At 34.7% G+C, this 19,346-nt stretch carries 16 protein-coding genes; 13 read left to right on the forward strand and 3 right to left on the reverse strand.

Going from position 1 to position 19,346, the window contains the following annotated elements; all coding sequences use genetic code 11:
* Positions 1 to 30 precede the first annotated feature (30 nt).
* The 3 genes from B9T62_RS19085 to B9T62_RS19095 all read right to left on the reverse strand — a co-directional run bounded on the left by B9T62_RS19085 (position 31) and on the right by B9T62_RS19095 (position 4,335).
* Entirely contained in the window at positions 31 to 1,806 is a 1,776-nt protein-coding gene (locus B9T62_RS19085; protein ID WP_087916733.1) for an ATP-dependent helicase, read from the reverse strand.
* A gap of 667 nt (positions 1,807 to 2,473) precedes the next feature.
* On the reverse strand, positions 2,474 to 3,142 hold the full coding sequence (locus tag B9T62_RS19090; protein ID WP_169834405.1) for a hypothetical protein: 669 nt from the start codon (positions 3,140 to 3,142) through the stop codon (positions 2,474 to 2,476).
* Between the two features lie 134 nt (positions 3,143 to 3,276).
* Positions 3,277 to 4,335, reverse strand: a complete 1,059-nt coding sequence (locus B9T62_RS19095) for a tyrosine-type recombinase/integrase (RefSeq protein WP_157793922.1) — start codon at positions 4,333 to 4,335, stop codon at positions 3,277 to 3,279.
* A 396-nt stretch (positions 4,336 to 4,731) separates the two neighbouring features.
* Here B9T62_RS19095 and B9T62_RS19100 point away from each other — a divergent pair, with 396 nt between their 5' ends.
* The 13 genes from B9T62_RS19100 (at position 4,732) to B9T62_RS19155 (ending at position 19,343) form a co-directional block, all read left to right on the forward strand.
* Positions 4,732 to 4,977 (forward strand): hypothetical protein, encoded by a 246-nt coding sequence (locus tag B9T62_RS19100; RefSeq protein ID WP_169834406.1) that lies wholly within the window; start codon positions 4,732 to 4,734, stop codon positions 4,975 to 4,977.
* Between the two features lie 48 nt (positions 4,978 to 5,025).
* A complete protein-coding gene (locus B9T62_RS19105; protein ID WP_245864497.1) occupies positions 5,026 to 7,608 on the forward strand; it encodes a hypothetical protein in 2,583 nt (860 codons plus the stop codon).
* 142 nt (positions 7,609 to 7,750) lie between these two features.
* Positions 7,751 to 8,074 carry an HU family DNA-binding protein gene (locus B9T62_RS19110; protein ID WP_087916738.1) on the forward strand — a complete coding sequence of 108 codons (324 nt, stop codon included), beginning with the start codon at positions 7,751 to 7,753 and terminating at the stop codon, positions 8,072 to 8,074.
* A 328-nt stretch (positions 8,075 to 8,402) separates the two neighbouring features.
* On the forward strand, positions 8,403 to 9,593 hold the full coding sequence (locus B9T62_RS19115; RefSeq protein WP_087916739.1) for a PhoH family protein: 1,191 nt from the start codon (positions 8,403 to 8,405) through the stop codon (positions 9,591 to 9,593).
* Between the two features lie 114 nt (positions 9,594 to 9,707).
* The gene (locus tag B9T62_RS39300; protein WP_157793924.1) at positions 9,708 to 9,881 is read left to right on the forward strand and encodes a hypothetical protein; all 174 of its coding nucleotides are present in this window, start codon (positions 9,708 to 9,710) and stop codon (positions 9,879 to 9,881) included.
* A gap of 6 nt (positions 9,882 to 9,887) precedes the next feature.
* The gene (locus B9T62_RS19120; protein WP_087916740.1) at positions 9,888 to 11,207 is read left to right on the forward strand and encodes a hypothetical protein; all 1,320 of its coding nucleotides are present in this window, start codon (positions 9,888 to 9,890) and stop codon (positions 11,205 to 11,207) included.
* Positions 11,208 to 11,266: 59 nt separating this feature from the next.
* A complete protein-coding gene (locus B9T62_RS19125; protein ID WP_087916741.1) occupies positions 11,267 to 11,626 on the forward strand; it encodes a hypothetical protein in 360 nt (119 codons plus the stop codon).
* Between the two features lie 210 nt (positions 11,627 to 11,836).
* Positions 11,837 to 12,682: a hypothetical protein gene (locus B9T62_RS19130; RefSeq protein WP_087916742.1), complete on the forward strand. Its 846-nt coding sequence runs from the start codon at positions 11,837 to 11,839 to the stop codon at positions 12,680 to 12,682.
* Positions 12,683 to 12,685: 3 nt separating this feature from the next.
* Positions 12,686 to 14,428: a terminase large subunit gene (locus tag B9T62_RS19135; protein WP_087916743.1), complete on the forward strand. Its 1,743-nt coding sequence runs from the start codon at positions 12,686 to 12,688 to the stop codon at positions 14,426 to 14,428.
* A 45-nt stretch (positions 14,429 to 14,473) separates the two neighbouring features.
* Positions 14,474 to 16,051 carry a hypothetical protein gene (locus B9T62_RS19140; protein ID WP_087916744.1) on the forward strand — a complete coding sequence of 526 codons (1,578 nt, stop codon included), beginning with the start codon at positions 14,474 to 14,476 and terminating at the stop codon, positions 16,049 to 16,051.
* 34 nt (positions 16,052 to 16,085) lie between these two features.
* A complete protein-coding gene (locus tag B9T62_RS19145) occupies positions 16,086 to 17,657 on the forward strand; it encodes a hypothetical protein (RefSeq protein ID WP_157793925.1) in 1,572 nt (523 codons plus the stop codon).
* A gap of 35 nt (positions 17,658 to 17,692) precedes the next feature.
* Positions 17,693 to 18,199, forward strand: a complete 507-nt coding sequence (locus B9T62_RS19150) for a hypothetical protein (protein ID WP_087916746.1) — start codon at positions 17,693 to 17,695, stop codon at positions 18,197 to 18,199.
* 28 nt (positions 18,200 to 18,227) lie between these two features.
* Positions 18,228 to 19,343, forward strand: coding sequence for a hypothetical protein (locus tag B9T62_RS19155; RefSeq protein WP_087916747.1), 1,116 nt, complete (start codon positions 18,228 to 18,230; stop codon positions 19,341 to 19,343).
* The last annotated feature ends 3 nt before the right edge of the window (positions 19,344 to 19,346 follow it).

Raw genomic sequence — 19,346 nt, forward strand, 5'->3', positions numbered from 1 at the left:
ACATTTTTAATATAATTAAAATACCTATCTTTACTTTATATATTCTTCAACAAATCTATTCCTTTCTCCAATCTCACTCACAACTAAATTCTCTCTAGCTCTTGTCACTCCCACATAAAACAATCTTGCTTCATCAATCAGATCACTTTTCTCGTGTGGAAACTTTTTATCCTCTACTCCAACCACAAATATATTATCAAACTCCAATCCTTTACTCGCATGAATACTCATTAACTTTACACAGTTTTCTTTATTCTTTCTCTTCGTGTTACTCACATAAGCAATGAACTTCTCTGGACTATTTGATTTCACGAATGTCTTTAACACTTCTAATGACTCTAATCGCTCTTCTCTATCTTCTTTATTTTTATATTTATCTACTATGTATTCTTCCATTTGAAACACTTTAATTATATTCTCAACCAAATGTTCGGCACTAATGTTTTTATCTTTCTGTAATCTCAAACGGTTAATATATCCTTCAAATTGTTCAGCGCTCTTTGCTTGTCTATAATCAGAATATTTCATATTAATCAATGTCTCATACATTGACATATCATTTACTCCAGAAAATTTCTTCATCTCAGTTAACAATTTCTCTGGAAAATAGGCTAATGGTTGATTTCTTAATTTGAACATTTCTAAGAATGCTCCATCATCATGTGGATTAATGATCAATTTCATATATGCCAGTATTCCTGCAATCTCTTTGCGTTTAAAGAAACTTCCATCATTGGTGATATCATATTCAATATCTTTTTTCTTTAATTCATTTTCCACAAATACAGAATGTGCATTAAGTCTATACAATACAGCAATTTCTTTTGGATTTCCCTGTTCAGCAATTAACTTTTCAATTTGATTAGCAACTCTAATTCCTTCTTGTTCTCTGTTTGCTGAAGTATATATTTTAATACTTCCATCTTTTTGATTATGAGCAATAGCATCAGAATAATGTTCATAATCTCCATAGTAGCGTTTAATAAATCCATTTGCTTTGTCGACAATATTCCTAGCTGATCTGTAGTTGATGTCTAAATTAATAACAGTTGAGTCTTTCCATTCATCTGCAAAATTCATACAATACTCGGGATTCGACCCACGGAACGTGTATAGCGCTTGACGGTAATCAAACACGCAGAACATATTATTAGACTTACACAATTCCTTCAGCAATAAATTCTGCACCAAGTTTGAATCCTGGTGTTCATCCACTAAAACAAACTCATATGTATATTTATTTGGATTCTTCTTCAACATATCTAAGCACATAATCATGTAATCATCGAAATCATGCAGTCCATTCTTATTCTTAAACTCCTCATACAACTTAAAATACCGTCTTAGTTCAATCTCACTATAATTACTTTCCTTGACCATAAACTCGTCCGTATATGTTCGGAGATAATTCTTCTGGTAACTAATAAATCCAATGATATCCTTAGTGTCAATTTTCTCATTCCCACTACCAACGAATAACTTTTCAATTTGCCATTCCTTAATCATCTTATCGAACGTAACGAATATATTCTCCTTTGCCAATAATCTTCCACATACAGCATGGAATGTTCCAATGTTAACATCGACATATCCCATCTTTTTTAATTTCTTCTTCAGCTCATCAGCAGTATTGCTCGTAAAGCTAATTGCTAAGATATCTTGTTCTGATACAAAATGAGTTTCAATCAAATTTCTAATTCGCTCAATTAACACAGTTGATTTTCCTGATCCTGCACCAGCAATAACGGCTGCGGGTTGGGTATGGTGGTTTATGGCTAAAAGTTGTCCGGGGTTAAACTTAATCATATATATTTATCTTCTCCTCTGGTTTCAATTCTAAGTAAAATTTTCTTAAACATTTATAACAATTTCAAACTTTAGATGCTTAGTTGGAACAAATACATGTCCAGACTATAGACATCTTATTTATACATAAACAATAAGAGAAAACTTGATATAACGTTCAAGAGCTTTTGAACTTGAACTTATCTCTTTAATTCCACACAATCGGATACGATACTCACCAAAATAACACCATCAATTTCAAACTCAAATTCACACATAAATTATAATGAAATTTCAACATGCCATTTCCGACCAACAACTATTCGGATTCAATCAGTGACTCCAAAATCATAAACAATAATAAAAGGAATCAGAGTTTAAAATTGATATGGGAATAATAAGTAAGATACAAGCATCCACAACGAAGATAATATTCAAAAATAGATATCAAAAATTCAAAATTCAAAACTTGCGTAGCGGACAATTTCCGAAGAGTTGGGAGCTACGCGACCATGGCTCTAAATACTGAGTCTATATATCTATATATCTATTATCTATATAATATCTTTATACGTACCCGTTTATGCAGCATAAAACAACCAAGCGTCTGGTAATTTACGAACAGCATCTGGTAATTTCCGACCCGACTTCCTGCAAAAAACGGTTGTAGGTGAAAATGGCCTAATTTCTACACAGATAATTCATATTCCTCAAGTTTGTTATAATTCACATAATAATGGTTGTTGTATTTTGTAAATTCGAGTTCATCATTGTCATTGTATTGGTTATTATGACCAATTTTATGTGCAACTACATGAAGTAATTTTTCTTTCTTGAGTATATCTACATATTCTTTTACGGTAGTCTTGCCCAGTCCTGTGTCACGACATATCGTAATTACTGCTGAGTAGCAAAATTGATTTTGAACGATGCTCCTATTAATATAACTTTCAAAATAATACAACAATCTAACTCCGGTATGACCAATCGTTCCAACTCTGCTCAAAATAGATAGTGGTAGTTGAGTATATTCTTTTTTTGGCGTAGCAAATTTCTTAAGATCAAGAGATATCAAGCTTGGAGTTGATCTCTCAATTTTAACAAAGTTATTTATGTATCCCCACTTATGTAGATTGGCGAGATGCTTCTTTAGTGTCCGGTTATCCGATATCTCCATTTTCATTCTAAGTTTAGGGATATCGATATAAATTTCACCACTTCCCCTATTCTCATAAATCAGATATTTAAGCCTTAGTAAAAGTGAGAATTCAACACTACCTATTTCACGGTCCCTTATAATTGCGTTAGACATCTGTATTACTGATTTATTAATTTTATGTTTATTCTTGTTCATCATATGTTTCCTTTATATGTATAATTATTTTTTCATATACTAATTACCCCACATTTAGTGCGCGCAATTCATCGCCCATACTCTATTTCGCTTAAACATCATCCTTTCTGGCATTAACTTCAGTTCGATGAATTCACTCAATTAATTTTACTCTCCTTTCGATCAATCATTTTTTGTGCTCCCGATTTCAATGTAGAAACGATACCGCCTTGTTGAGAAGTAATTAACATTATAAGTTCTTCTTTACTCAATCCCTCGAAAATATTATCCGACACCTCTTTTTCAATTCTTAAACTAGGACTATTGGATAAGTCCTTGCCGTGAATATAATGTTTGAGAGATCCATAACCACTTTGATTTAATTGCTCCCTCATGTCTTCAATAGATCCACCAGTTTCTTCAATCCATCCTGTCATAACATTTCTCAAACTGTGAAACACAACACCCTTATCATCGTTGAAGTTGAATTGTTCATTTATTCCTTTAAACATACTCTGGATAGTTGTCTTGCTTAGGTGAAATATTTTGTTATCGTTATATCTGTTGTAATACTGTTGTTCTTTAATTTCTAATAGTTCTTTATAAAACTCTTCAGAAATAGGCTTGGTGTTTGACTTCTTGCCTTTATCAATTACTGTGACTTCGTAATAATCATTGTGTTTATGCTTCTTGATATCACCCCAAGTTAGATTGAGAATGGCGCTTTTGCGAAAACTTGTTCTAGCAGCCAACTTAATCAGTGCGGCCTTTTCAACTCCCTTCTTTTGAGTTAAAACAAACTCTCTAACCAGCTTTGCTTCAGCATCATTCATTTCGCCATGCTTGTTATCGTCAACATCTAATGCATCAACTTTTACACTTGCTTTCTTTACAGGGTAATCGTTGGTTTCAAGGAACTCATACAAACTAAATATCGGGGCCATAAATTTATTAATTGTAGTATTAGAATATGGTGTGTTTTCTTCTAAGTGTGTTTGATAACGAATGATTGTTGCATTCTTAACTATGATGTCATCAGTAGTTAGTTCGTTGAGTTCCTTACTTCTATACCACATAAAAAACATTCTGATTGCCTTCTCATAAATCACAGAAGTTGATTCGTTTTTCTTTTTGTATTTAGATAAGAAAGCTTGAATATCCTCGCCTACTGTATCTTGATGTAATCCAACCAGATTATTTAATGCTGCGTTCATCATAACACCTCCAATTATATATGTTTGTTTTATTGTTGGGTTCATCTGTTAATCTAAGTTGTTCTGGTATATGTTTTCCTATCCGTAAATCTATATTAACACATATAATTATTTGCGTATATATATTTACTTTATAAATAGTGCTATTTAGTAAATTTATTTTAAGATTTACGCAATTCTTACTCGCTATATATAATGAAGCAAACAATTCGTAATCTGGCCTCTTCTATTTTATATAGTAAACATATATATTATTATTGACTAATTATACTCCTCGTGTTATATTTTAAATACAGAAAGCGACTAACCAAATCGCTACTGAATATAACAGACGAGAGTAAGACCAGAGAGGATCAATACATAATGAAGTCAATGAAAAACAAACAGGAGGATATGAATTTGAAGTTAGCGGAAAATACTAAATCATGGGGGGAACGCTATTTTGATGGTGAGGTTGATTATGTAGACGAAAGATATGTTTCAGATGAAATGAAAGAAGGAACTGAGGATTGTGTAGAGTATCTAGATACTCAGAAAATTGATGATGAGGTATTGTATCTTAAGCGTGAGGCCAATAGTGGTGAGTTTTATCGAGCACCGTTTTGTAGCGAGATTGGATTTACTAATACATATGCTTCAATATAATAAACATATTTATATTTATATGTTATATAAATTAGGAGGAAAATAATATTGAGTGAATTGCATAAGCCCGTATACATCCCTTCAGTTGAAGGAAGTGACATATATAATTATATGTTCAGGGGTAGAGATTTCGAAGTAAAATACATAGGTATGATCCCCTCCAGTCTTGAATTGAATAAACTCATAGACACGGGGCTAAAAACAATTAAAAAGAAAACGAATCAAAAGTTTTTATCTACAGATATAATCAATGTAAAATTTAAACAAAAGGTAGATTCCGGTCAACATATTATTAAAAAGATAAGCGCAAAAATAGAGAAATTGGATGAAACTAAAATTGAATATAAAGACAAACTCAAAGATTTTGTTGCATTAATTGAATCCGAACTTAAAGAAGACAAATGGAAAGGAGTTTCCTATAAAGAACTTCGCGAAAAACTATATTTAGAAGGATTCGTGTACAACGGAGTTAGATATGTAGTCTATAAGCGTTCCAGTGCTAAATCGAGAATTGGTCAGTGTTTATTTATAAGAGAAAAATTACATAAACCGATGATTAAGTGGAGTCGCATGAATTTTGAGTTTAAAAATAGAAGATTAGAAGATGAGATTGACTTCCCTTCCCTTCTCGCTTACGAAAGTTTAGTCGGTTCCTCAATTGAGAGTACTATCAATATTAATCCAAACAATATATTGATGGTCAAAGATGTGGAAAGTATATTCACCAAGACTTCTAATGTTGTACGTACTGGAGCTAATAAATATTTAGACAGTTTCACCGAGGAGTCAAAAATTAAGAATAGTCTATTCGATGGCGAATCCTTACTTGATGCAAGCTATTTTGAAGAAGGAAAATCTATGATGTTGTTGCGCAATCATATGTTTAAAAGTGCAGCATTTAACTGTAAAATACAAAAATTCTTAACAGATAACTGTCCAGAAGGAATTGACTATAATGAATGGAAAATTTCTAGTATGTACGATGGTGAAGAGATATTTGCAAAGGATATACATCTAATTACTACTCCGAGTAGTCTAAAAGCATTGAAATTCCATAAGATACTTGGGTCAGAAAAGAAGATGTGGCAACATTGGAAGCGAATCGTTATATTGGATGAATGTGTGTTCGGTGTTTGCAAGAGCGAAAAGAAATCAAAACTCGGATTCGACAATGAGGGCAAATTAATTCAACAAACAAGCTACCAGATGCTTAACTCTCTTCCAATGAAAAAAGAAGATGTAGAAAAGTTCACCAGACTTGAAAAAGGTTTCATCGAAAGACTGAAGAATGATGATGACTTTTTCGTTGCACACATTAGAAGCACCAACAATGATATGAATAGTAACGAGATGTTCGCTGATTTATATGACAAAAATAATGATATAGCTAAAACAAAGATATTTAGGACGTTTAGAAAGAAAATAATAAGTGGGCATGTAACACATATCAAGAATGGCAAGGTTAGATTAAGTGGTGACTATTGCGTTATGCTTGGTAATCCAATGGAATTTTTATATCACGCTATTGGCGGGATAAATGTGGAAGATCCAGAAGTAAAAGCCCTGAATTATAATGAAGTGTACACCACAATGTTTGATGAGAAAGAAATTACCGGATTCCGAAACCCTCATACCAGTCCCAATAATGTACTTCTCGCTGTTAATAAAAAAGTGAATGATATTGATAAATATTTCAATCTAACGAGCAATATTGTATGTGTGAATGCAATAGGTTTTCCATTACAGGATATCCTCTCGGGGTGTGATTACGATAGTGACACAGTGTTATTGATTGATGATGAGAACTTGCTTACTATAACAAAAAGTTTATTTGGTAAATATAATGTATGTATAAATCAAGTCAAGAGCAGTAAAAAACATTATACTGTATGCAATAAGGATATGGCAACCATAGATAATGAATTATCGAATAGTCAAAAATACATAGGTAGAACTGTTAATACGGGTCAGTTATGCATGTCGAGTTATTGGGACTTGCTACACAAGGGTAAATCAGAAGAGGAATTATCCGATTTAATGAAGAAACTAGATGTTGTCACTGTTCTCTCGGGCATATGTATTGATTTAGCAAAAAAAATGTTTGAAATAAATATTAATAAAGAAATAGAACATATCTGTCAGATCAAGGAACTGAAGAAAGAAAAGCCTCTGTTCTGGCAATATGTAAATCAAGGCGGAGAAATTACAACTGTAAAGTATGATTGCCCGATGGATTTATTATTTGAAGAAATGACGGATTTGGATTATGCGGATAAACGTGCCAATATCCCATTTAACGATTTCCTTGTTAAAAGGAATATGAGTGATAGTTTGAGAAATCAGGAATCAAAAGTATTCGGGTACGTTGAAAACATGGTATCAAAAATAAATAATACATATGCTAAACACTATTCTGAAGAAGAAAGAGATCGAAGAATCGACGACATAATTAAATATTATAGTTTTTATGTAAGGAAGTTACAGATAAACGAGGACACTATGTATTCTCTATTGATTAAATTAACAAAAAATAAGAAGGATAAAATAGCTTCCAGGCTATTAAATGTTCTCCATTCTACTCAAAAAAGACAGTTTTTAGATGCATTTTCGGTAAAAAACGACACACTTTAATATTTTTATCTTTAAAAAACCCTTATAAACACTGGCTTTTTCGAGGGTGTCCAAGGTCCCCATATGATAGGGTATGATAAGCCCTAATCAATATAAATTAATATATTTATCAAAAAACTAAATTTAAGGGAGATAATTAAAAATGAATAAACAAGATTTGATCGTAGAGGTTTCTAACAAAACAGGACTGGCAAAGAAAGACGCTACAGCAGCGGTAGAAGCAGTTTTTGAAACAATCACAGGGGCGCTTGCATCAGGAGAAAAAGTTGGTATTTACGGTTTCGGTAATTTCGAAGTACGCGAACGTGCTGCTCGCCCTGGAACAAATCTTAGTCTGCTGACTAAACTAAAAGAGCAAGGTGTTGACGCTGAAACAGCTAAGGCACAGGCTGCTATTCAAATTGAGGCTTCAAAAGCACCTGCATTCAAACCATCCACAGCCCTGAAAAATTCCGTAAAACAATAATTTTATCATAAACATACATATATTATTAGGTGTTCCACTACCGAAAACGTGGGCTTTATAAGTCGGTGTTTCGCCACCATAAAGAGCGAACTTTATAAATAAGTTGCTGAGGTAGAAAAGGTTCTCTACGCGCTTACCGATGCTGAATAAGCACTATATCGAAAAGTCAACAGAGATGCAGGATACACCGCCCTGCCAGCAATTAATCAAACTAAGCCCTGAACAAGGGAATCCGCAATATAAAACACGTTAGACTGAAGATCTCACACACGAAACATAAACTTGAGGGGAGCACACCTCCCCTACTCTACCAACCGAGGTAACGCCCATGAACAATAAATTTGTGATTGATACGAACGCCCTTCTTCTATATTTGTCTATGATTGATTTAGATGGCGAAATTATTATCCCAGAAATCGTATTACACGAATTGGATAGGCTAAAAATCGGAGACAGTGACACCTCTTATCGCGCTAGACAAGCAGTGAGAGCGCTGAAATCGAAAGACAGTATCATTTATGATCATGAATTCGGGAAACAACATCCAGCAGCTCTATTGAGCAATGATGATGTCATTGTGCAGTGTGCGGTTAAACATTCTGCGAAACTTATTAGTGGTGATTTTCTGGCACAGTTAAAAGCAACAGCTTTAGGTGTGGAAATATATGAACCAGATGGCAACACAGAAGAGTATTCTGGATATGAAGAAATTGTTATGGATGACAATGAAATCGCTGAATTTTATGAAAATATGGATATTAATAAATACGAAATTAATGAGAACCAATACATAATTATTAGAAACGAATCAGGTAAGTTAATTGAGATAGCAAAATGGAATGGAAATAAATACATCACTATTAGACAGGGAAAATATAAGACTGATATGTTTGGAGATTTCAAACCATACGACGAACATCAAATTTGTGCTATGGATTCTCTCGAAACAAACCAAATGACTATGATTAAAGGTAAGGCTGGCGCTGGTAAAAGTGTAATTGCATTAAATTACGCTTGGAGTCAACTTGAGAAAAATAAATATGACAAACTCATCATTTTCACAAATCCAGTTGCTGCTAAGAATAGTGCAAAACTTGGCTACTATCCCGGTACGAGAGACGAAAAACTTTTATTTTCACAGACGGGCACAATGCTATCTGCCAAATTTGGAGGAATTGAAGAAGTTCAACATCAAATTCAAACTGGCAAACTAGTTCTCCTACCATTCTCTGACATCCGTGGTTTCGACTCTACTGGACTCAAAGCAATAATCTGGATTATCGAATCTCAAAATCTAGATATTGAACTTATGAAGACAGGTATTTCCCGTGTCGGAGATGATTGTAAATTAATTTTAGACGGGGATTACTATGGTCAGGTTGATATGGATGTCTATGCAGGATTCAACAATGGCATGAGACGAGTTAGTGAAGTGTATCGTGGGCTTGACTTCTATGGAGAAGTTGAACTTCAACATGTTCATCGTTCTCAAATGGCTAAATATGCGGACTTACTATAGCATTTAATAAATAAACATACATAATAAATTAATTTAACTATCAGATCGTATATCTGGTAGTTTTTTCATTGAGTAAAAATACAAAATAAATCATTTTAAGGGAGAACAAAAATCATGGAAGCAAGCAAAGAAAAATTGAATGGTCTAAACGAAATTCGTGAGGCTGCTTTTGATCTGTATCCGAATGCTACTAAAATTACAATTTCTATTGATGGTGATAAGATTCGTGTCTCTCCAATCGAAGACTATGCTATCCCACAAGGTGGCCTAAGTCCTGAAGAGGAGTAATTATTGATGACAAATGAACTCCTAAAAATCGGAATCCAGAAGAGAAATAAAGAAATCTCTATGAGTTGGCAGGATATTGTTGATCTTCATGGGAACGGAAAGTTTCGTGATGGCGAGGATCTACGTTGTTGGGTGAAGAATCAACTCCGAAAAAATGGAGCACTCATTCGAGCATCTAATACCAAAGAAAAAACTCTTAATCCTGTTGAAGAAATCGATCCCATTAAACAATATGGCGAAAAGATGGAAATTCATAAGGATGGTTCTCATAGCAGCGACAAACTCCTTCAAATGTCTGCTGAACAATCTAAAGATGTTAATTACCTTCTTTCTGCTCACGGATATGATAATAGTTCATGGGAATTACTATCCGCTAGAAACAACTTCTGGAATGTGTACAGTAAAGTTGATGGCGTGCAGACTCTATACTCTAGTAAAATCTCTGTTAAGCCTAGAACAGATAGTTTGTCCGAGGAAGACCTTAAACTTTTCTTTGAAGACTTGAGTAAAAATTATCAAAGCCCTCTCCACTCACCTACTAATTATAGCGTTGATGGAAAAATGCTTGAACTTAACATCTCAGATTTGCATTTGGGCAAACTATGCTGGAATGGAGATTCTGGAGATACGTATAATTACGAAATTGCCAGAGAACGATTCTTCTATATTATCAATGATATCCTGACGAGAACACAAGGATATAAATTTGAGAAGATTCTTTTTATCTGGAGTAACGATTTCTTCCATACTGATGGTATAAACGGAACAACTACGGCTGGAACACGACAAGATACTGATGTTAGATGGCAACAAATGTATAAGCTTGGAGTTAAAATGTTGGTCGAAGGAATTGACCTGTGCTCACAATTTGCCCCAGTCGAGACTTGTTATATTGGCTCAAATCATGATAAGGCCACCAGTTATTATGCAGTTGAGTATCTTGATGCATGGTTTAGAAACAATCCCAATATTACTGTTAATAACGATGCAAAGTCTCGCAAATATGTAGAATTCGGTCAATGTTTGATTGGTCTAAGTCATGGACACAGCGAAGGAAAACGTGCTGGGAAATTGATGCCTATTGAAGCACGAGAAGCTTGGGGAAGAACGAAATATCATGAGTTTCACGCTGGTCACTTCCACTCTGAAAAAGCGGTTGTCGAAGAGAATGGGATTATTGTTAGATATGTAAGTTCCCCTACTTCTACAGATAATTGGCATTTTGAATCAGGGTATGTCGGTGCAATTCAGAAATCTATGTCATTTGTTTGGGATAGAAATAAAGGATTAATGGATGTACTTAATACTACTGTTGAAAGCGAATAAGTATATACATAGTTTATGCACTATTTATACATAGTTTTCCCTTAAGGGAGGCGCTTAAAATGTCAGAGGAAGAATATTATGCATCCCAACCTGATTATGACGAAGATGAAAATTGTGAACTCCCTTCTACCTTCTTGTCTGATGAGGATATTGGTGCAGAAACTAACATGATTATAATTCCAAGTTTAAAAATTGACTTAGAATTACAAATTGACAGTTACGTCAATACATTATCAAAATTAAAAACAAAGAATCAACTCAAGTCTGCCTTATTCCAAATATGGAGTCACGCTGAATCGTATGGCGCAATTATGGAACGTATGGATAAGCTTCAAACAGATGTTGAAACGTTACGATACGATCTTGAAGATGTTGATTTTGAGATTGAATATATGGATGGCAGAGACGACGAAATATAGCTTATAAAAGTAAAAAGAACTCCTGAGACGATTGCTATTCTAGAATCGCCTTTTTTCTTGTTTTTATTTTTTAGATGAGGATGCCCCTGCTATAAGGGTGGTTTGCATTAAACAGTGGACACTCCCCCGCTATCCTCATTTAAGTTTTTCTTTATTACGTACTATAAAAGTGGAGTTTTATGAAGATTTATCAAAAAAGAGGGTGAGTAAATGGCTCTAAAAAAAACTGTATTAAAAAAAGATGAGATTGAAAAAGTAAAATGCTTAAAATGCGGAAAATTAAAGTCTCCTAATACATCTAACTTCTATGCCAATACAAACCAATTATTCTCTTCTGATAAATTAGAGGTGTGTAAGGACTGCATACTACATTTCATTGGTGAAAAAGGATCTGAGGGTTATAAAGATAGAGCAATAGTCGTTTTAGCTATGCTAGACAAGCCATTCGTTGATGATCTTTGGACTCAAATGGATCAGGAATGGTCAAAATTCATCCCACCACTCTCTTCATTTCCCAAGTTTAGAGGTCTAAAATTCTCAGACAGTTCAATGTCTTCCATTGGAAGTTCAAACGCAAATATAAAGAAAAGCAATATAGATGATGAAGAAAACAATCAGGAGTATTTTGATGACGAAGAAAAGTTTTTCAACAGAAAATGGATGGGTGAATACACAAACTCAGATATTGATTATATGGAAGATTACTATTTAGGTTTGGACAGAGATTTTAAAATTGTTACAACCAATCATAAAGACTATGCAAGAAAGATATGTAAAGCAAGCCTCCATATGGATAGATGTTTTCAGGACGTTTTGAAGGGCGTTGGCGGTGCAGATGCTAAATATAAATCAGCACGAGAAACATTTGATACTCTTTCTAAATCAGCACAGTTCTCCGAGAGTCAACGAGGACAGAACGATGTCAGTCTGGGGTGCTTTGGAGTAACTTTTGACCAAGTCGAACAGAAAAAATGGGTTCCAAAACATGTTCTTTTGGATGAGGATTCATATGATAAGATGCTAAATCAATTCGCAACAATTAAGGATTCGGTGTAGACCATGTCGAGTAGAAACTTCAGTAAAAAAAGCAGACAAGTAAATGATGGAGACTCACAAAATTTTGATAGTTCTTTTAGTTACGATCCCGTTAATAAAGAATCTCTAGAATATGAGAACTGGGAAGAATATATTGCTTATTACAGACATTATATAGATGAATTTGCAGTTGATGTGTTAGGGTTAAAACTTTATCCATTTCAGAGACTCCTTCTTCGGGCTATGGCAAAGTATCAATACTCTATGCTCATATGTTGCAGAGGAATTGGTAAGTCTTGGATTGCAGCAGTTTTTTTCATATGTTCAGCAATTTTATATCCCGGAATTAAACTTGGAATCGCTTCTGGTAAGGGACAACAAGCTCGAAATGTTATTATCCAGAAAATCAAAGGTGAGTTGGCTAAGAATGAGAATATAGCAAGAGAAATTCAGTTCCCAATCAAGGTTGGTTCAGATGATTGTGTAGCTAACTTTAAAAATGGTAGCGAAATACGTGCAATTGTATTAGGGAATGGACCTTCTGGTGACTCTGCTCGTTCATGGCGTTTTCACTATCTATTAGTTGATGAAGCAAGAATTGTTCCCGATGATATTATCGAAACAATACTAATACCAATGACTAAAACAAAAAGACCAATTGCAATCAATCATGGTGAGGCAGAAAAGGGTAAAGTTATTTTTATTTCTTCTGCCTATTTAAAAACATCAAGCCTATATAAGCGTTTTATGGATCATTATCAAAAAATGATAAATGGTAATAAAAACTACTACGTTTGTACCCTACCCTATCAAGTTGGTGTTGATGCTGGGATATTGGACGAAGACGATATATTAAATGAACTTAATAAGCCAACCGTGACAAGAGATAAATTCGCCTATGAGTATGAGGGCAGATTTGTTGGTTCTAGCGGTGAAAGTTACTATCCTTATGAATTAACTCAGGATAGTAGAACGCTTGAGAAATGCGAACTAGAGCAGCCAAAGAAATCTAAAACAGAATACATAGTTGTTCATGACGTTGCAACGAGTGACGCTACGACTGCCGATAATGCAGTTACTACTGTTATAAAGATCAAATATAAAATTAATGGTACATATTCTAAAGAAATCGTTTTTCTCAAAGCGCACAAAGGTTTGACCCTTCAAAAACAACGGGATTATTTAAGAGAAATGGTTCATATCAAATTCCCGAATACAGTAAAACTAGTTATAGACACCAGAGGAAATGGTGAAAATCTTCCTAATCTATTCTATGAGACATGGGAGCATGAGGACGAAAAGACAAAACAAAAGTCTGAATACCCGCCACTAATAAAAGATGATGATGACAGTGCTAGAGGTTTAAGAGGCGCATTGCCAATGATACGAGCAGTAACAGCTACAAATCAATATAACAACACCATGTATACATATATGAAGAGTTGTTTTGAAGATGGTAGTTTAAGGCTACTTACACCATCAGAACAAGTAGATGCACTATATAAAATGGACGATCTGTCTCCAGAAGAGTTTGCCGTATATATAGAAACGGACAATCTCCAACAAGAACTTAGCAACATCAGACAGATTGAAAGCAACGCTAAAAATATCGTTTATGAGCAAATAATGAATAGCACAAAAAGAGATAGAGTTACCAGTTTAGGATATGGCCTTCACTTTGTATACGAGATGGAAATGGATAATAAATTGAACGCCCACAATGATGATGAATTCAACTTTTTAGACTATCTGTATATATCAGAATAAACATATTAAGTCAAAAACCATTCTAAATAAGAAAGGATGTGAATCATGACAAAAGCAACAAAGAAAACTACATCATTACCCACTACTTCCGATGAACAAACTATTACACCCTCAACTTCTCAACCCATCGAACAAGTAAATGAAGAGTATGCGTTGCAATTTGCACAATCTATGGCAAGAGCTTATCAAAATTCTACCCTACTCTCTCCTCTTTGGCAGAATGAATTACTTAAGAATCTCAATATGTCTCCTACTGTTTTTAGCAGAGATAAAATTGAAGAGTTAATTAAAAATCCACGAGCAAACGAAGATGCGCTCAAGGATTTGGGACAGTACTTATACAATGCTGTGATGCAATTTAATCGGCTAGTAAATTATTATGCAACATTACTTACATTCGACCACTTTATTGTACATACAAACGCCGATGATGAAGATGTAAAATCATCAGCGTATAAGAAGTCACGAAAGAAAGCTGTGGAATGTCTTGATAAAATTGTTCCCAAACTTACTTTTCCAAACATATTAAGAGGCGTAATTTTAGAGGATGCTAAATTTTATTATATACGTGAGTTTGGAGAGTCTATTGCTTTTCAGGAAATGCCATCAAAATATTGTAAGATCGTGGATAAAACTGAGTATGGATACCAATATGCCTTCAATATGTATTATTTCTTGCAGTCTGGAGTCGATATTAATAGTTTTGCTCCCGAGTTCTTGGGGTTCTTAGAAGACTTTAAGAATGATAAAAATAAGAAGAATATACATCATTACTGGCAACCACTTGATCCCATCAAAGCTCCAGTATTTAAATTTGATGAAACCAGAGCAGGATTAACCCCTCCCCTCATGGGATTGTTTTTGGATAGTGCTGAAATTGATCAGTACAAAAAACTACTAAAGACGAAAACAGAATTGGAAACTTGGAAGATTATTGTTGGTAAGATTCCAATGAAGCAAGATAATAAGGGTGCAGTTGTTGCAAATAACTTTGCAATCGATCCCATTGTCGCAGGACAATATACGGCTATTTTACAGGCAGGAGTACCTACTGGAGTCAAAGTTGCTACCACTCCATTTGAGCTAGACACCGTTGACTTCAGCCAGTCTCAATCACAGAACAACATTATTGGATATGGTCAAGAAAACTTTTATAACAGCGCTGGTTCAACTCCTGTTCTTTTTGGTGCTGGTGCAGTCAATGCTTCTGGATTACAAGCATCAATTAAAGTAGATGAAGCATACGTGACGCATATGTATAGACAATTCGAAAGATTTTTAAATGCTTATCTTAAATCAAAAACAGGAAGATTTAGATTCAAAGTTGTATTTCCAGATCTCACTATATTCAATAAAGATGAAAAATTTGAAAAATATCTTAAAGCAGGCCAATTTGGATTCTCTAAAACGTTAGTATCACTTGCGATGGGAATCAATGCCGAAGATATGCAAAACCTACTCTCTTATGAAAACAGTATTAATTTAGTAGAAAAATATCTATTGCCTCTTCAATCCAGTCATGTTCAGAATGGCGACGATGAAGGTGGAGCACCTAAATCGGCAGCAGCAGATGTTGGGGATGCTGGAGAAAAAACCAGAGATTTAGACGGTAACGCCAGATGATTGTGATGTATAGCTTCGCCGCTCTGCTAAGGAGGTGAGAAAAATAGAGAAAGAGCCGACAAACAAACGACTGTATTTTGAAGTTGAGAAATATGTGTTGGAGCCACTAGAAGATGGCAGATTCACACGTTTAAAGATGTACGTCACACATGACGGAATTAACAATAATAAATCGAATATTGATCTATCTGTACTTCAAAGCGAAATAACAGAATCATCTATTTTAGATATTCCCGTATTAGCTCATATATTAACCGAAGACGAAGACTTCGGAGAACATGAAATGGAATACGACGAAATAGAAAAAAAGATAACCTACATTGAAAAGCCTATTGGATTAGTGTCTTCTAAAAATCACAACTATCATTATGAAGAAGTTGATGGAAGAACTTATGCTGTTGTTGATGGGTATATTTGGAATGTTTACTCTCAAGATGCTATTGATATCATAAATCGAGATGAAAATATCAAACTTTCAGTTGAACTTGTCATTGATGAGTCTATATATGACAAGAAAACTAAAATTTTAGATATTAAGAAGTTTCGTTACACAGGAATTACATTACTTGGCAAAAAGTATGGCACTGGCATGGTCAATGCCCATGCAGAACTAGAAAGGTTTTCAGAAACCGATGAGTTCTCTGATAAGATAGAAGAATTAAACACATTCTTAATGCGATTTTCTCAGAATAGTGAGCAAGAACCGGGCGATGAAAAGTCCAATCTTGAATCATATACATTAAGTAAAGAGGAGGATAAAGTAGTGTTGAAAAAAAAGCAAGAAATTGCTGCACTTTTTAAGTTGACAGTAAATCAATTGTATTCTGAACTAAGCCGCGCTATGTCTAAACATACATATATCGATAAAAATTGGTATGGCGAATCAGTGGAAAGAACCTGTTTTTGGTTGAATGATTATGACGAATCTTTTGTTTACTATGTTGATGTTAAAGATAATTACATGGATAAAAAGGCTCCATATTCATTGGATGGAGACAACGTAAATGTCGATCTTGATAATTGCTCTAGAATTAAATACTCTCCTATTGATTGGGAAGACGGTATGAGTGATGAAGATAGTGAAACGAGCGCAACCAGAGAAATGATGTCTTCTTTAGAAACGGAGGCTTTAAGTAAACTTGAAGAGATTAAAGTGGAAAAAGAAACGATGACTACTGAGTTTACCGAAAAGATCACTGAAAAAGATGAGTCAATTATTGAGTTGGGTAAAACTATCGCTGAAATGGAATTGAAATTTACTACTTCTGAACAACTGTTAGTTGAAAAAGATGAAGCTATTAGTTCTTTGACAAGCGAAATTGCTAAATATAAAGAAGAAGAAGATATTGAAAAAGTGGATAGTCTATTCGTAGAATATTCAGCTTTGATTACTGAAGACGAAAAACGTGAATTGACTGAAAAAAGAGCGACTTTTTCAACCTTTAATGATTTTGAAAAAGAAGTGAAACTATTTCTCTATGATCGCATTGTCAAAAAAGCAAAAGAACACAAAATGAATTTTATTTCGATGGGGTTACCTATAGACAATGAAGCACCAGATGATAAAAAAACGCAATCACTGTGGGAACGTCTAGGAAATAATTAAGTAAAAATAATAATAAACAAAGGAGTTTTTATAAAATGAGTGCTGTAATTAATCTCAATATCATGGCAGGTAACAAAGTAGATAGTTACCTTCAGTCTGTGCAACTTGCAGAAGCAGTAGAAAATGGTAGTTTTGTAGTTTTGGGGGGTGTGGTTGCTGGTAATCCAGAAGTTCGTGTCGCATCTACTCCAACCGACGTAGCAACTCAAGAAGTATTATTGGTGGCATCTCCAGAACTGGTTGAAATCAATGGATACAGAATTGATATCTCTGATCCAACTTTGTTTACGAACGCCGCAAATAAGCCAGCGCGCACGTATCATCTGCATATTGGCGATACTTTTACGCTTACCGATACTGGTATCACCGGAACTACTGTTGTTGATCAATTTGTAATTCCTCAGAACACTCTATACAAAGGTATTGCAAGTGCGACCATTGGTACTACCGTTGTGGCATGTCAAGTACTTGAGAAGACAACTATCTCTATTGGTCGCACTCGTCTTGCAGCAACAAAACTTCAAGTAGTAAAACAAGCCTAATTAGGACTTAAAGGAGGATATAAAAATAATGTTTAAAAATTATAGCAATATTAAATTTTTCAGTATGCCAAAAGAGCAACAAGATGTAGTTCAGGCGGGGGTAGAAGCTTGGTATCATTTCTGCCACCAAAACCGCAATAAAGATGGTCGTTTTAGTAAATATGCGCAATATGCAAATGATGGTGTTACTCTTGATCAGAAACAAGAGCTATTTACAAAGGGTCTTCAGAAAGAGGCATTGCGCTATGCTGGTATTCCTGCTGACACAAAATTCAGTGAAAGCATGATCCAGACTCACCCATCAGTTCAGTGGGCGACTTTCGCAATCGTTGCTCAAACTCTGGATATTATTGTTCCTGAGACTGTACTCGATAGTTTCTATGACTTTGCCGAAGTGAAAAACGTGAATTGGGGCGATCAACTTTTGTTCCATGTAGAAAGTCCAGATCTGTTTGTTGTAAGTACAAAAGCAAACGGAATTCGTGGTAACCAACGTCAACGTCTGTTTGGTAAGGACTTTACTCTTACCCCTATCCGTCATACCGTTGAAATCTACGAAGAATTGTACCGTGTTCTTGCTGGTAAAACAAACTGGGGCAACTGGGTTGCTCGTGTTGCACAGGCTATTGAAACAGACATTACTACTCGTATCTATAGCGCAATCTATGATTCTTTCTCTTCTCTGAGCACTAGTTACAGAGAGTCTGCCGCATTCACTTCTACTGCTTTTAACAATCTCGTAGCTCGGGTAGCTGCTTCCAACAATAACAAAAATACTGTAGCCTTCGGTACTAAAAATGCCCTGTCTAAAGTCCTGCCAGAAAATCAATATATGCAATTTGGTATGGGTGCAGAATTCAACAGAAACGGACACTTGGGTAACTTCCAAGGCACTCAACTGTTTGAAATGGATCAAAAACTTAAAGCTAATTCCGATGATTTTGCTTTGGCTACCGACTTCATCCTTGTAGTTTCTGCTGGTTCCGACAAGATTGTTAAAATTGGATTCGAAGGAAACACTGAAGTACACCAAACCAAACCAGAGGATAATGCAGATAGATCTATGAGTTATTCTGTAGCACAGCACTATGATGTTCAAATTGTAACAGCAGCCAACTATGGTATCTACAAGCTGACTACTTAATTT

The organism is Paenibacillus donghaensis, assembly GCF_002192415.1.
Taxonomy (GTDB): Bacteria; Bacillota; Bacilli; order Paenibacillales; family Paenibacillaceae; genus Paenibacillus_AQ; species Paenibacillus_AQ donghaensis.